This window comes from Candidatus Gillettellia adelgis (genome assembly GCA_020541285.1).
GTDB lineage: Bacteria > Pseudomonadota > Gammaproteobacteria > Enterobacterales > Enterobacteriaceae > Gillettellia > Gillettellia adelgis.
The window spans coordinates 900,466-917,570 of record CP047043.1; the positions used below are offsets into that span (position 1 = coordinate 900,466).

Genomic DNA, 17,105 nt, shown 5'->3' on the forward strand with positions numbered 1-17,105 from the left:
CCAGACTACATTAGTCCTATAGTAAGCTGCACCTCGGTTAAATAAGTTTATTTTAGAAAAAGTGTAAGATTTATTTATACTACGTTATATAACTTAATGTTGCAACATGATTTTGCCAACTACATATTAAGAATGTGATATCTAGGAGATTGAATGGTTAAAGAAGACAATATTGAAATGCAAGGCACCGTTCTTGATACACTACCAAACACTATGTTCCGCGTTGAATTAGAAAACGGGTATGTCGTAACTGCGCACATATCCGGTAAAATGCGAAAAAATTATATTCGTATTCTAACCGGCGATAAAGTTACTGTAGAGCTCACCCCATATGACTTGAGCAAAGGCCGCATTGTCTTCCGAAGCCGCTGATTAGCATATGAGTCACAAAGGGCAGCATCAATAGAATACTGCCCTTCCTATAATAATATTAACATCGTATTCTTTTGGCACAAGCAACAGCAAAACCAACATATTTATGCATAAATTTCACTTATAAAATACCGAAACATTATCTCTCTTGACCTGTCTTGTCAACTCAATCTTTACCCATCAGACTATGTACTACCCTTTAAACCTTGGAGGTGCTTACGATACTCATGCACTTCCTCTTAGTCACACTGCATATTAATACAATTAAAGAGATAATCTTTCTATTATATTGCCTGTATATGCTAATCCTGAATAATTAATATTCATCTATCAATTAAACAGCACTTCATAAACCGGCAGTGGTTGCTAATTATTTGTATTACACGACACATTACACGCGTGAATGTAGGAAAATTATAGGTCTATAGATAGGCTGTAGCGCTTTTCATAGTTAACTCTTCAACAAGATATTTTTATGTTTAATAACGTTTACCATGTAAGAATACACTGAATACTTACTTGCTTTGTTATCTCTCTAAATTTAATAGAAAACTTATTTTCCACTTTATTTAGTTCTTCATGAACCTACTAAATTTACTTAATTTAAGTTTAAATTATAATATCAATAACGTCCACTTGTCTTATAAAAATAATATAGAAAATCTTAAATGATGCTGAGTTAACACAGTACTAGTAGTGTATTAGTACTACTATCCCATCTCCACAACCCTGATATCGTTATATCCAACTGATATCTCACACGTCATCTCATCGACTAAGGTTATATGTTATGCGCTAATATCATAGTAACTGACGCTAGTACTAATTGTATAAGAACCTTTCTGCGTGCCGTGCGATATGACACTAATAGTGTGTTATCAACACCATAAAATATCTAAACTTTATTAAAGTTAGTGCTAAATCTAATACAATCTTCCTCTCTTAGTGTATCATCCTAACAAAAAATAACTTAAATACCACTTATAGATTAACCTCTCACTTATCTATGATTATCTTAATAACACTACCACACATAGATCTATCAATCCCTGTCACTACGAGCAAAGCAATAACTAGGGATTACAAAAATTATTTTCTCAACTTTACACTGCTGCATTAGAAACAAATGACTAACACGTTCTAGAACGTTTATTATCTAGTGAACTGATCAATAATTTATATTAATCCGCCATATAAATTATAGTCAAAATCATCCCTCTAGTACAAAAGAGAGTCTCATTGACACTTTATATTTTTTGCAATATTATGTTAAATGACATAGTCAGCATACAAGATATGCATCTTGGTAATACCATTAATTATCAATATCATAATACACAGTAACATCCGGCATAGTAAGAACAGGAATTATTCTTAGTCTATTCACTATCAAAAATATTAATTAAAACAGACATAAATAGCGTAACCATCTTTTTAAGAGATATATCTTAGCCGAAGCTATTATTGAAGTAGATTTTATAGATTTATGCGTTATTTATTTTAGGGCACTTATAATACACCGCCTGGTGTTTTTTCTTTGTTATTTAAGATAAAACACTTTATTCATAAGCTAATAATTAAACGATTCGCGTTGATATCTTTAAATGCTCCTTAACTAATATAATCCTCATCAAGCAATCGTTTAATTGCTTCGAATATCAATGAATAGTCAAGTTTTTTCTATTGCGTATCTATATTTTCTATAATATAAGTTACAAGAAAACAGCGTAACATATTACTCAGATGATAACGTACATAGCATGACAATAATCTACTAGACTGAGTGTTATAAAACAAAGATATAAATCCTTAACAACTACTTATGTAGATCCATAACTAAAATACCTTAAAAACAACTAACACATAGTCGATTTTAAGTACGATAGATATAAACTATCAGGTAAAAACACCTAAAGTTAAGCGCCTAATGTGAGCAGTACTACTGCACAAACAAGCCATGAAAGCCTTCAAATATTATAAGGTTAAGAATAACGGTACATCATAACGAGTCAAGATAATTGTGGAGAAATATCATTAAGACCTGTATTACTAAAAACTGCAACCGTATGAAGCAACGAACCATAGTGGTTCGTGATACATTCATTTTTTTATTTTTGCTTTATTATCATTGTGTAATTTTAATCAAGACCATCAAAGATAGGTATTAAATTACCTCAAAATGTAACGCTAAAGCTGTCACTTAATACTTGCTGTAAACATAAAATAGTAAACCTATAAAAAGATGTACAATACTAAAACAATTAAAGTAAATATTTCCACTATGTGCAATCTATCCAGAAAACACTGTTGTAAAGTTATACTTATATGTTTGATTACTAGGGAAAACAATACACCTGATCACGTAATATCGGTATTGCTTTGACTTTAAAATACATTATAGTTGCAACTCTAGGTTAATTAGATTACTTGCAAGAGCATCGAGTAATACTCGATATATTAATCCTAAACTAGTTGCACAAATCACTTGAAAAATCTAAAACATACTAATGAAATGTTCTGCGCTTATAATTCAGAAAATACAATAAAATAATAAATAAATATTTTCAGTTAGCAACAAATACACACATATCTCTAATTAATGCATAAGTTCATTACCTATTCTGAGCCTCTTCTAATCTAATCTCAAACCCTTAAATAACCAAATAATCTATCTCTGATCAGAGATAGATAAAATATTGCAAATAAATAGCTATCACTTAATAAATTTTATCGTACTACATGAACTAATAGTGATAAGAAAAACGATAATCATGGAAAAGAGCACAATTGACGTCGATGCAAGATATTAAGATAAAAGTATATTTAAAGTAATTAACTTGCACCAAGGAAACATTACTTGCATGACAAACAGATTACACTCATATTAAAGAGCACCTAGAATGTTATCTACTGCAATATTTATCTGTAATATAAAAGCTTAATCATAAAAAATGTCAAATAAACTGTAAAATCACAATTATTAATCTTTTAGTGATGATGATAACGCATGCATCACATTCTATATCACATCCGACTTACTAACGTTAAAAAATTCAGTGATGCAGATGCTTGACACTATAAAGTCGCAGCATATGAACATGCTGATATTAATGTAGTTAATACTCGTATAACTCCTCACAATAACCAATGCTAATAAGACAAAAGGATTAAAGAGTTAACTATACTAAGAAAATAGTATAATATGTGAGCTAAAATAATAACACTTACCAGGTAAATACTTTTAAACTTCCGGAATTTTATGTATTATGCAAGATATACTATATTACCAACTTGTACATAAAAACGTTATTTATGCAATCTAGTGAAGCATAAAATAGTAATAACAACGATATATATCGCGTGATACGCCGTTATCATTATTTTACCGACTCATAAAGTACTACAGCAACTCAACAATCTACGCAGAATATCGACCATATGATCTAGTTCTATATAAAATCATCTACAGCAGATTACATTTTAGTATATCTTTAAAATTAGCTGACTTAAGACTAGTCACTACCAATTAAGACTGCTAAATTTATTATCACCTGTCTGTGTAGTATTAATATAACCAGTAAAACTGCTTACTAACCTTTATTACACAGACAGCTATCTGTACAGTGTTCTTTCCTCAGTTACCTTTATCAAGTATTTAAATCTTTGCGCAAATTTTATGCACTCTAAGGAAAAATTTTAAAAAAATACGATGTTGCAAAAATTACTTATATTTAAAACTAACATGATGCATAATGCATATAGATGCTCATGAAGCATATAATATGTGTTACACGATAAGCGCGGGGTACACCCTAAATAATGTAAACTGTCAAAACAGCAAACACAGGGTGATAAATGCATTAAAAACTTATTAAAATAGTTAGTATAGGGCGCTGCAACTTATAACTTAAAATGATAGTGATTGACTCTGTCAATGAATTCCAGAAAATAAATAAGGCAAAAAGAGTGAACGCATGCACCTTGACGTATAGCTCTAGCATAGCTCAGCAGATTAATAACATATAATACTTGAAATTATGATCGATACCCGCATCTAGCTTTAGCGGAGTAGCGTCAATAGTATTTTAACATTTATGAGGAAATATTTTATGATGCGTATAGCTTTATTCTTGCTTACAAACCTGGCAGTTATGTTAGTATTTGGACTAGTTCTGAGTTTAACAGGAATCCAATCTAGTAGTAGGCAAGGTTTGATGATTATGGCCGCCCTCTTTGGTTTTGGTGGTGCTTTTATTTCGCTGCTTATGTCCAAATGGATGGCACTGCGTGCCGTTGGTGGAGAAGTGATTAAATATTCTCGTAACGAAACAGAAAAATGGCTACTAGAAATAGTGCGTCGTCAGTCAAATAAAGTAGGTATCTCCATACCACAAATTGCGATCTATGACGCACCCGACATTAACGCATTCGCTACTGGTATGCGGCGTAATTCCTCACTCGTTGCTGTGAGTACTAGCTTGCTAAAAAACATGAGTCGTGACGAAGCAGAAGCGGTTATCGCGCATGAAATTAGCCATATCGCTAGCGGCGATATGGTAACTATGACGCTAATTCAAGGCATTGTTAACACCTTTGTTATCTTTCTATCACGTTTGATCGCTCAAGTAACTGCTGGCTTCCTGAACCAACGTGATAGCGAAGAAGATAATAACGGCAATCCATTAATTTATTTTATTTTGTCAATGGCACTAGAGCTGATATTTGGTATTTTAGCTAGCATGATTACTATGTGGTTCTCGCGTCGCCGTGAGTTCTATGCTGATGCGGGTTCTGCAAAACTCGTGGGTCGCGACAAGATGATTGCTGCATTACAATGTTTAAAAGCTAGCCATGAACCACAAGAAGCAGATAGTTTGATGGCGTTCTGCATCCACGGTAAATCTAAGTCATTTAGCGCACTACTTATGTCACACCCACCATTAGACCAACGTATTCAAGCCTTGCGTTGTGGACAATATCTAAATTAATCATCTACAATAAGGTTGCCTGAATTTTTAAAAACCTAAGAACCACTCAGCTTCTTTGTGTCTTATGTGTTCTGTAGTGACACATAAAACTGATTGTTAAACATTAGGGTGCTATTCTTATCTCACCTTTCTGTATACCAGTTATACTAAAGTTTTCTAGAAGATGGTATAAAATGATAAATCTGTTTAGCATCCATTTAAATAGCATGTATATTACTCTAACAACTGTCATTTACTTCTACGAAGTATTTATTACTTATTACTTATTTAGGTAAAACATTGAAACGAAAATAAGCTAGTTTACATACAGCTAATAACTGTACTGATACAATGTCACTTAATTAAATTATATAAACCCTTTATATTAACGCCTAAATAAGGTGTCAGGCTGCATGAAAATTCCAAATAGACTCCAGCCATTAGTAGATGACGGGTTAATTGACGAGGTCATACGCCGTTTAAAAAGTGGTAAAGAAGCAGATGTATTTATCGTGCGCTGTAATAAAGAAATACGTTGTGCTAAAATATATAAAGAGGCAGAAAAACGCAATTTTAAACAAGCTATACGCTATCAGGAAGGCCGTAAAGTTAGAAATAGTCGTAGTGCACGCGCCATAAAAAAAGGCTCTAAATTTGGCCGTGCACAGAAAGAAAATACCTGGCAAAAGACTGAAATGGAAGCACTATACCTACTAGCCCAAGCTGGAGTCCGCGTGCCACAACCAGTTATCTATATGAATGATGTGTTGGTGATGGAGATGATTACTGATGAAGCAGGACATGCAGCACCACGACTGAGTGATGTTACGTTGACGGCAAAGCAAGCGCGGGCTGATCATCAACTGATGATAAACTATGCAGTACGGATGCTATGTATCGGATTGGTTCATGGTGATTTATCCGAGTTCAATATACTAATGGATAATAATGGGCCAGTAATTATTGATCTACCACAAGTGGTTAATGCAACTACTAATCGCTACGCTCAAAGTATGTTTGAGCGCGATATCCACAATATATCACGATATTATAGCCAATACGCACCGGAACTTCATAGCAGCACATATGCGCAGGAAATCTGGGAATTATATCAATCAGGCATGCTCACTACAGATAGCGTACTAAGCGGACAGTTCATTAGGAAAGCTAGCTGTGCCGATATAAGTACCGTTCTTGCAGAAATTCATATTACTAGCGAAGAACATCAGCAACAACTGATGTCACATAAAAAAATTAAACCATAACAGTGATGTTTGAAGTGATGAGCAAATGGCATTGAAGGGCTCCGTAACGAAAACTGATATTAATATCGTTGACGTTAGATAAAACGACCTTGTTGTTAACACATTACTTATTATTAAACATTTTCCTTAGTAAATAAGTGCACTGAGCAAAAACTAACATCTGTTTTACTTTAAGTGAAATTAGTTAAACATAATAATTATATATTTGTAATTGTTAAGAACACTTCATGATTTATAAACAACCTCTGTATATCATTATAAAAAGTAAGCATTGGTAATTGTTATAGTGATATATGCTAAATCATGCGGTGCAAACACAACAAATAATCAGTGTGATTGAAGTTTTAAGAAGAACACTCAGAAATATCGCATATCGTTAAATAGAATTCTTACTTAACTGGTCAACTGTATGTCAGTTAAAACCACTTTAATATAACACACCCGACTAGACAATATATACCCTTGATATTATTAATTTTATTAAGAGTATCGAGGAATAATGATTTTATATAATACTTATAGAATTCATATATTTATTCAGAAGATTTCAGAAAACAATACACATTGTACAATACAGTAACAGCTAGTAATAATTAAAAAGCAGCACCAGAAACTACCACGACATAGTTTGATTTTAATAAGTCGTTTATATAAAATGATCATGAATTTATCAGATGTATAATGAACAATATTAACAAAATTATCCATAATCTTCTTCTGGCAGTTATATGCTGTAGTATTTTATGATGAGTGTATTCTATGAATGATATTGATACTGAAACCTGATATTAATCAATATAACATCACTATCTATCGTCGATATGCTTATAATGAACCCACTAAATAGCCTAGGATTAAAAACACAATATATATTAGTATCACTATACTATATGTTGTATTTTTTCTTGCAGTTATCATGAATGAACTCGCTATTACTGCAGAAATAGCTACTACATGCGATGTAACGTCCATATAAAAACCATGCACCTTATTTTCTGATAGCACTACATCAGATCGAATACTTTTCCTTAGTGCATTATATGACTCGTGGTATTCTAAGTGCTGGGATAGAGCAATGATTTATATTTAATTAACTAAAAGTTTAAGTTTGAAGGAGCTAAGAATTATTCTTGATTTTATTCAGTGGTTTGCTTTTTTGAGTGTATGTTAGATTTCAAGTAAATAATATTTTATTTAAACAATACTTTTTAGAAAAGATAAACACTTTTCTCTCCTGCTTCTGCATTACCGATATATCTTTTATATTAACTCTAAATTAGAGTAATTTAGAGAGGGCTCAGATGCTGAATTTGAGCAGTGCTTAATATCACTTTATCTTTTACCAATTTTATATAATAAGTCACCTGCTATATCAGAGATCATGCAAATCTTACTGCATAGTCAAATACATGACTCCTCATTAAATGAGAAAACGCTCTTATGATTTATGCATATCTTGTATTCACAAAAAATGGTAGAACATATCCTTCAAGTTTCATTCTCTTCACAATGCTCTAGAAGTACGACTATTCTGAGTCTTTTATACGCAAGTTATTCCTTATAAACAATGATACAATAATGGATACTGTGTATCAAAGGTACATATTATCAAAAAACACAATGCATTTGTTATTGTAGTGTTTTTATGATAGTGTGTTGTAAACTCCTATAGACTCATTATATCTTGCTGTATTTTCTGTATTTATGATACCAGAAGCACTATCACTATAATCATAGTAGTAGACGTAGACACTACATTATATACAGCACGACATAGTAGATATCTGAGCATTCATTACCCATCATAGCCTAGTGATATTATGAAAGATTATTTGCTAAGAAGTGAAAGTTTATAGTCTATATACAATATAATAACTGTTGCAGTTCAGAGCTTGAGGCACTATCTAAATGTTCGGATATTTACCGATATATTAATATATGAGACACTGCTTTAGGCAAATGACTTAAATAATTTGATTAAAGTCATAGCCCTGAATAGCTAACGATTAGTTGTATATAAAATACTCATCATATCTCACTATCTATTGATCAAAGAAGTATAACCTCTACCTTGTACTCGATAGTTAATGCAGATTTTTAGTTATTAAATGGAGTAAGCGTATGAACAGATTTAAAATGCTTAGTAATACAAATATGCACTAATGATACTAAAAGGTTCGGGAATACTAATAATTGATAACTAAGTTAGTAATTAACTAAAGTAACGTTTACATATAACTATAGACTACATTAGATCAATCAAATTCATAACTCATATGATAAATATAGTGCATAATCCATAGCACTTACACTAGTTAGTTACAGCAACAAGTAAGATAACCAATATATATTCCACGCAAATTATGATAAACATAACGTAACAATATTCTCGACCTTCCCAAAAAGCTTTTTCTAGCTTACTTGACGTAGTCTATACTGTGACAATACTCTAGATGACTTAGAATTTCACAGAAACAACCTGCTAATGTAATGCTTTATAATAACTATAAAAAACATTTTACCATTTGAATGGTAATATTCTGTTTAATATTTTTATACAGCATAGAATCTAAATCAACCAGGTAATTACTGAACAATAGATTAATAATACGATTCTTTAAAAGCTTGTAGATTAAATAGATTTTAATAACAGATTATCGTCGCTTTTATAAAAACGTATCAATATAACGACCATACCATAGTATGGTGTAGTGCTAGAATACCGAATGAATACAATCAAAACTGAACGCAAACCAAAAAATATTTCATAAATATTTTATAGAAAGGTAGCGAATTTAGCTAACTACTAGCAGATTGAGAATAACCACAAGGTATAGCTATATAATTGATATCAATTCTCTTTGATTTATATATTTGTAATAAATAACAACACACAGTGTACAACAACGCAGCATGATCTCATGAAGCAAGGATAATTGACTGCTAAAATTGTATATATATTTACTATAAAATAATAAGGATTAATACCTATTTATGAGCCACATAATTACGTATAAAATCGATTTATTAAAACGGTAGTTTCATATTTAACTCAAAAATTAGTTATAGTTCTCTAATACCCTATAGCCTTTATCAAGCGCTAGTGTTAAATGTTAATCACATTAAATAATTATAAAAGAATTATGCAGATGTGTTATCTATTTACGATCTCTGAGTCATGCTAGTTGTCTCTCTTGAAATTTCTCGCTAACTGTTACCGAGATACTCACAAGATTTGATTCGTTCCTTACTATTAAAACTAATCGATCACACACTGAAAGTAATAATATGTTCTTCCTCGAACGTTGTTGTTTTAGTTACAACACATCAGCATGCTCATGAGAGATACAGCAAGCGATAATTAGGTGTCATTTTATTACAGTGCTATCTTTACGCATTACTAATGAGGTGTACTATTTTATTAAAATAGCTCATTTGACGGTAAGATACTCATGCACGATATAACGACGTTAGGAAAAAATCCAAAACGAGTCTTCTGAGAATAAAATAGAGTGTTAAAATATGCAGTAAACTTCTACAACCTCCGCTAATTATGACAAAGGAACATCTCCAGTGTACCATTTTGCGGCACGTAAAATTTGCAGTTTCCCGCTGCGCAAGGACCTGGCTTTATGACTACTATCTTACCAGGACAACATACAATCTCGCGTAAAGATATCAGTGAGAACGCGCTCAAAGTACTATACCGTTTAAATAAATCTGGTTATGAATCCTATCTAGTTGGTGGTAGTGTGCGTGACCTTTTATTAGGAAAAAAACCAAAAGATTTCGACATTACTACTAACGCTACGCCAGAGCAAGTAAGAAAGCTCTTTCGAAACTGCCGCCTCGTTGGTCGCCGTTTCCGTCTAGCACACGTAATGTTCAGTCAGGAAATTATTGAGGTAGCCACCTTCCGTGGACACCATGAGAAGCTCGCGGATTCTAACCAAAATGCTTCAAAAAAAACCCAAAATGGAATACTTCTACGCGACAACATCTTTGGCTCAATTGAAGAAGACGCTCAACGCCGTGATTTTACTATCAACAGCCTGTACTATGGGGTTAGGGATTTAAAGTTGCGTGATTATGTTGATGGTTTGCGCGATTTACAACAAGGCGTGATACGTCTAATCGGTGATCCAGAAACCCGATATCGTGAAGATCCAGTCCGCATGCTCCGAGCAATACGCTTTTCTGCTAAGCTAGGCATGACTATTAGCGATACGACTGCCCGACCTATCCCTTGTCTAGCCTCACTACTACACGACATTCCACCTGCACGCTTGTTTGAAGAGTCCCTCAAATTACTGCTAGCTGGCTATGGCCATCTAACTTATTTAAAATTATGTAAATATCAACTATTCAAACCGTTATTTCCTCTCATTTCACGCTATTTTATACCCAATTACTCCACATTAATGGAACGTACTCTAGTACAAGCACTCAAGAATATCGATCACCTTTTTCAAAATGGCATGCGCGTTAATTCAGCATTTTTATTCGCTGCTATGCTATGGCATCCGCTGCTAGAGCATACAAATAAATTATCAAAAATTAACCACCTAGGATATTATGACGCTTTTGCGCTAGCTATAAATAACGTATTAGACGAACAGTGTCGCTCACTAGCCATTCCAAAACGCATTACTACATTAATGCGCGAGATTTGGCAATTACAATTACGCCTCACCCGTCGCCAAGGGCGACGGGCACATAAACTAATGGAACATCCAAAATTTCGCGCTGCCTATGATTTTTTAGTACTACGAGCTGAAGTAGAGGGTAATCAAGAAATGTTGCACTTGACTGAGTGGTGGGGTGAATTTCAACTGGCTGCGCCAGCACGTCAGACAACTATGTTAAACAGCCTTCGCAAGGATTCAGCACGATACCGTTAAGCCCTATCTACCAGAGATCTATAATATTCCGTGTTTATATTGCACGAAACAGCAATCTAGCTCATATACTACAACAAATTAACAATGATTTTAAGGATCTATAAAACCCCTCATACAATAAGCTAGTTTCATTTCTCTTATTCATAAACATCAATGTAGCGAAAAATCTAACGAATTTCCTTAATACACAAATACTTTAAAATATCTTATTGTTATCTAACACTACTGCATTATGCTGACACAATGCAATATAATCAAGCATCACGGCACACGCCGTCTAACATTTGGGTGAACGATTTATTAATATAAATGTTATTCTATATAATAATTATATCATTGATACTAATCATTTTATTATATCGCATGTTGATCTAAAAGAGTACTAATTTATCTTTTATTATTGTTCTTTGAACAACATTACTTATTTTGCTATATTTTTGGATAATAAATCGTTTACCAAGTGCCTAAATGAGTATAAAACAACTAAATGCTAATGGATGAAAGCTGAATAATCTATTTTCCTTAAAATATCCTAATGATCTCTGCTATATCGTAAGCAATACTCCTTTTCCCTACACATGGGAAAAGGAGTATGAGACTAACTTGCAACGACTTACTTCAGTTAAGATATAAACTTTGCGTTAAGTTCTTATAGATAATTTAGTAAGTTAAGCGCTGACTACTTATTTTATTAAAATCATTAGAATATTCTATCAATGAATCACACTTATAAACGGTCAGATCAATCTAAGAACATCAAATTTCAGTGATCCACTGATGAGTAAACACACTGTATCTTAACAAATAAGAATGAAACTACTAAGTTCTTGTTAACTTATAAATAGTTTGACTTTAGAGCTATTAAGGAAATAAAGATCTCTGAAGATCGAAAAAATATAAAAAATAACTGCGTCATTGACACTACAATTACTTAAAATTTTTAGTAGTCGATAAATTCAGAATACAATGTGCGTTGTGCTATACTATGTTAGTTTCAAGATATATAGCACCACGCTAGCTATTGAAATTACTACACCTATCAAATACACTCTGATTGTATTAAATAACGTATACGTTTAACAAAAAAGCTCGGAACGCTCGTGTCACTAAAGCTGCAGTATATTATTAATAATACAAACTACCCATTTAACATAAACCATTACTTAATTTGAACACTTATTAAGAATTAATAAGTGTTCATCATGAACATACAGATATTCCCGTTATACTTAAAGTTTTACGTATCTTAGTTTTACGAGCTCATCCTAATTATATTCTGACTGATACTTATATCTTTAAGTAGCTGCTCCGTTTTACCTTCTTATAAACCTAAATTATTTACTAAAATACCTCACGACATAAATGCATGTTTTAAAAATGTATTAAAGATTATAATGCTCATGTTCCTTACTTTATCTTTTTAACTAACATTTAATACATATACATTTATAGCATGAGCAATAAGAGATTAAAAACAGAAAAAGATTCATCGTACATTCATTGAAATAACCCTACAGAAACACTACGATCTAGATCGTAGAGATGTAGTTTAGTTACTCTAAGGATTTATATAAATTTATTACAAATATAAACCTTACAAGATCATACATCGATCATATATACTACAATGAGCGTCAACAGCTCCACACTAACTACTAACAATATGCTAAATGAATAATTTGTAAAAGCACTAACTAAATAGTAAATAATTTCATCATTTAAATACCAGCAACATAACTGCTAGCATTAGCTTGTGTTATATACTAAAACCATTAGTTTTTCTCCAATATACAAACTACACCTCATGTTAATAGCATATCATAAGTTAATAATAATCACATTTTGAGTAAATTTGAAAGTTTATGACTTAAAGCACAATCTGTATGCTTTCTGTCCATTTCATTCATATACCTTATAACTTATAATAAACTTATATTTAACCACCACGTTATAAATTTCACGCATAAATATTGCATAAATATTCCTTAGCAGTTATGATTTAATATTAACTTCATCTGTGATTCTTATATATGAACATTCAACTGAACGCTATTAACTGTTATTATGGCGCTCATCAGGTGTTATTTGATATTACGCTAAATTGTTCATCAGGTAGCACCTTAGTGCTACTTGGTCCTAGCGGTGCTGGGAAAACTTCATTATTACGGGTATTAAATCTACTCGACATTCCTCGATCAGGTTGCTTGAGGATTGCTGATAATCAATTTAACTTTATGCAAATACCAAGTGAAAAATCGATCCGTCAGCTCCGCAAAAACGTCGGAATGGTATTTCAACAGTATAACCTATGGCCTCATCTTACTGTTATGCATAATTTGATAGAGGCGCCCTGTCGGGTATTAAAATTACCGAAAGATCAAGCAATACAACGCGCTAATAAATTATTAGATCGTCTGCATCTAATAAATTGCGCTGATCGATTTCCGCTGCATTTGTCTAGTGGTCAACAACAACGCGTAGCAATCGCTAGAGCATTAATCATGGAACCACGAGTGCTACTATTTGATGAACCCACTGCAGCTCTAGATCCAGAAACTACTGCCCAAATCGTTAGCATTATCCAAGAACTAGCTGATACTGGTATCACTCAAGTGATCGTTACTCATGAGGTAGAATTGGCACGTAAAACTGCCAGTCATGTAGTATATATGGAAAATGGTCGCTTGATCGAACAAGGCAATACCAGATACTTTACAAAACCCAAGACAATAGAATTTACAAATTATTTATCACATTAATAACTCGATATTCTGTATTTGGAGTATTTTCGATGAAAAAATACTTAATTGCCGCCATTCTAGCAGGAGTTACAGATTCTGCACTTGCGGTTACAACGCTCTTCTTCACAACCGAAGCTTCTTATCCTCCCTTTGAGTTTATTGATACACATAATCAGATCCAGGGTTTTGATATTGATGTAGCTAACGCCGTTTGTAAAAAGATGCAAACCGATTGCGTCTTTGCTAATCAAGCTTTTGATAGCTTAATTTTAAGTCTTAAATTTAAGCAATCCGACGCAGTAATAGCGTGTATAGATATTACACCAGAACGTGAAAAACAAGTGCTTTTTACAAAACCATACTATAAAAACTCAGCACTATTTATCACTTTGAAAAATCGTATAGCTGAGAAAGCAACTCTACCAGGAAATAAAATCGGCGTGCAAAATGGCTCTACTCATCAGAAATATTTAACTGACAAATATCCAGACATCACTGTCACTCCTTATAATAGTTATCAAAACGCTATTCTAGATCTGAAAAACGGCCGTTTAGATGCAGTATTCGGTGACACAGAGGTCGTAAAAACATGGCTGCAAAAGCACTCTGAGTTAGCAGCTATAGGTAATAAAGTTACCGATAAGGATTATTTTAGCGCTGGATTGGGTATTGCAGTAAATAAAAAAAATAGCACGTTGCAATACAAGTTTAATAACGCTTTAGATGAAATACAACAAGATGGTACTTATAAAATTCTGTATAAAAAATGGTTCAAATAATAATCTACGATTATGTATAATATCTTATCCTTAGTAAATTCTACGATCATGACTATGGGTCTTGCCGTATTCGCTTTAACTTTTGGCCTTATTCTAGCGATACTATTTGCTATTTTAGAATCATCGCGATGGAAAATAGTCAGTTGGTTGAGCACGATTTTGGTAATCCTGGTGCGAAGTTTGCCAGAAATCCTAGTAGTGCTATTTATGTATGTTAGTTTGTTACAATTAACATTATTACTATCTAATGGTTTTATTCTGAATTTAGGAATGTGCCAACTAGCAGTTCACTTCAAAATGCACAACCTCGCAATCAGTCTATTCCTATGCGGTGTGTGCGCCTTAGCTTTGATTTATTCTGCTCATGCATCGCAAACACTACGTGGTGCATTCAAAGCAGTACCAAGAGGTCAATGGGAATCTGGTCAAACATTGGGTATGAGCAAGACAACAATCTTCTTTCGCTTAATTATGCCACAAATGTGGCGTTACGCACTACCCAGCCTTAGCAACCAATGGCTAGTCTTATTGAAAGATACCTCGTTAGTTTCCTTGATCAGCCTGAACGATTTAATGTCACAAACTAAAAATATAGCAATCCGTACTCAGCAGCCTTTTACCTGGTATATGATTGCGGCCATTATCTACCTGTCAGTCACGCTGCTTAGCCAGCATATTATGAAATACATTGAGCGACGCGCTACAAACTTTGAGCGGAAGGTCAACTGATGTTTGAATATTTTTTAGCAATTATCAAAGGTCTGAATAATAGTTTGACGTTAACCCTTACCACACTATTGATAGCTTTCATCTTATCATTACTACTAACGATAATTCTGACCTTAAAAACACCATGCCTGACGCTACTTATCAAAGCCTACATTATGCTATTTACTGGCACACCATTGTTGCTGCAAATCTTTTTAATCTATTACGGCCCAGGTCAGTTTCCAGTGATTCGAGAGTATTCATGGCTATGGGGACTACTATCGCAGCCATGGCTATGCGCGGCTATTGCACTAACATTAAACAGCGCAGCTTATACCACTCAACTATTCTACGGCACAGTGCGGACGATCCCTCTAAATCAGTGGCAATCCTGCCAGGCATTAGGGATGTCGCGTCAACAAACGCTATATATTTTACTACCGTTCGCATTTAAGCGTGCACTATCATCCTATTGCAATGAAGTTGTGTTAATATTTAAAAGCACTTCACTCACTTACACTATTACGCTAATGGAAATAATGGGCCATAGCCAATTACTGTATGGAATTACCTACGATCTGAGAATATTTGTTATAGCAGGAATAATTTATCTATGCATTAATGGTTTTCTAACACTATTAATGCGTTTACTTGAGCGCTATGCTCTAACATTTGAACAGCGTTATTCAACGTCACTTGTATAGCTTAATTAGCGTTAGGTGTTATGTTTTACAAATTAATTGAGTTAATAAATTTTTATAAAGGTATGCGAACGACCATTACATGAGAGTCTGAAAAGATAAACAACATTAAAAGCGCAAAAAAATCTTTTAGAATTACATAAAGATCTTTATTTCTAAAGAAATAATATTCTGATAAGAATACTGATTTATTGGGGACAGATGTCATCCTTATATCCGATTAATTCAATTATTCATGTTTAGCTACTAAACAATCATTCATCTTACACGATAATTATCTGTAAATTATTTGAGTTACATGAGCTAATGTAAATTAGTTTGCGGTACTGTCTCTGTAAAAACTAGTATCTATTACTGTATACCTTTTTATGTATCATATCTACAACTTCTATTGCATAAAATTTAAATGATAAGAGCGGGGTTATACATCTTAATATTTAGTACTATTACTTAATTTATTATTCGTCCTAAACGATAATAACCTTGTGTCACAGAGAATATATACTTTTATGATCTAATAAGCATCTTTAATTAAGCTATTAACAAACAATATTTTTATTTCACATCTTATAAATACAGATTATTTGTTCACTGTATTTTTTAGATACAATATACTAATTATATTTACAGTAGAGATAGCCGCTACTTATTTTTTTGTCTATAACTTCCTC

General features: G+C 32.9%; 8 protein-coding genes. All 8 read left to right on the forward strand.

Translation table 11 applies throughout. The features are described 5' to 3' along the window. The first annotated feature begins 153 nt into the window (after positions 1-153). The 8 genes from infA to artM all read left to right on the forward strand — a co-directional run bounded on the left by infA (position 154) and on the right by artM (position 16,437). Positions 154-372: a translation initiation factor IF-1 gene (gene infA, locus GIY03_RS02005; protein ID WP_457913475.1), complete on the forward strand. Its 219-nt coding sequence runs from the start codon at positions 154-156 to the stop codon at positions 370-372. 4,109 nt (positions 373-4,481) lie between these two features. Beyond that, a complete protein-coding gene (htpX, locus tag GIY03_RS02010) occupies positions 4,482-5,360 on the forward strand; it encodes a protease HtpX (protein WP_457913476.1) in 879 nt (292 codons plus the stop codon). A gap of 392 nt (positions 5,361-5,752) precedes the next feature. Continuing rightward, positions 5,753-6,604: a PA4780 family RIO1-like protein kinase gene (locus GIY03_RS02015; RefSeq protein WP_457913477.1), complete on the forward strand. Its 852-nt coding sequence runs from the start codon at positions 5,753-5,755 to the stop codon at positions 6,602-6,604. Between the two features lie 3,632 nt (positions 6,605-10,236). Continuing rightward, complete coding sequence (pcnB, locus tag GIY03_RS02020; protein ID WP_457913974.1) at positions 10,237-11,505, forward strand: polynucleotide adenylyltransferase PcnB; 1,269 nt, start codon at positions 10,237-10,239, stop codon at positions 11,503-11,505. Between the two features lie 2,030 nt (positions 11,506-13,535). Further along, positions 13,536-14,264 (forward strand): arginine ABC transporter ATP-binding protein ArtP, encoded by a 729-nt coding sequence (gene artP / locus GIY03_RS02025; protein WP_457913478.1) that lies wholly within the window; start codon positions 13,536-13,538, stop codon positions 14,262-14,264. A 32-nt stretch (positions 14,265-14,296) separates the two neighbouring features. Next, entirely contained in the window at positions 14,297-15,025 is a 729-nt protein-coding gene (locus GIY03_RS02030; protein ID WP_457913479.1) for a transporter substrate-binding domain-containing protein, read from the forward strand. 12 nt (positions 15,026-15,037) lie between these two features. After that, positions 15,038-15,754, forward strand: coding sequence for an arginine ABC transporter permease ArtQ (gene artQ / locus GIY03_RS02035; RefSeq protein WP_457913480.1), 717 nt, complete (start codon positions 15,038-15,040; stop codon positions 15,752-15,754). Continuing rightward, the gene (gene artM / locus GIY03_RS02040) at positions 15,754-16,437 is read left to right on the forward strand and encodes an arginine ABC transporter permease ArtM (protein ID WP_457913481.1); all 684 of its coding nucleotides are present in this window, start codon (positions 15,754-15,756) and stop codon (positions 16,435-16,437) included. Before artQ ends, artM begins: the two co-directional genes overlap by 1 nt. The last annotated feature ends 668 nt before the right edge of the window (positions 16,438-17,105 follow it).

What these genes read in the sequence shown, in the direction of transcription:
- artP (WP_457913478.1), top strand. Translation starts at nt 13,536, where the DNA reads ATGAACATTCAACTGAACGCTATTAACTGTTATTATGGCGCTCATCAG.
- pcnB (WP_457913974.1), top strand. Translation starts at nt 10,237, where the DNA reads ATGACTACTATCTTACCAGGACAACATACAATCTCGCGTAAAGATATC.
- artQ (WP_457913480.1), top strand. Translation starts at nt 15,038, where the DNA reads ATGTATAATATCTTATCCTTAGTAAATTCTACGATCATGACTATGGGT.
- htpX (WP_457913476.1), top strand. Translation starts at nt 4,482, where the DNA reads ATGATGCGTATAGCTTTATTCTTGCTTACAAACCTGGCAGTTATGTTA.
- GIY03_RS02030 (WP_457913479.1), top strand. Translation starts at nt 14,297, where the DNA reads ATGAAAAAATACTTAATTGCCGCCATTCTAGCAGGAGTTACAGATTCT.
- infA (WP_457913475.1), top strand. Translation starts at nt 154, where the DNA reads ATGGTTAAAGAAGACAATATTGAAATGCAAGGCACCGTTCTTGATACA.
- artM (WP_457913481.1), top strand. Translation starts at nt 15,754, where the DNA reads ATGTTTGAATATTTTTTAGCAATTATCAAAGGTCTGAATAATAGTTTG.
- GIY03_RS02015 (WP_457913477.1), top strand. Translation starts at nt 5,753, where the DNA reads ATGAAAATTCCAAATAGACTCCAGCCATTAGTAGATGACGGGTTAATT.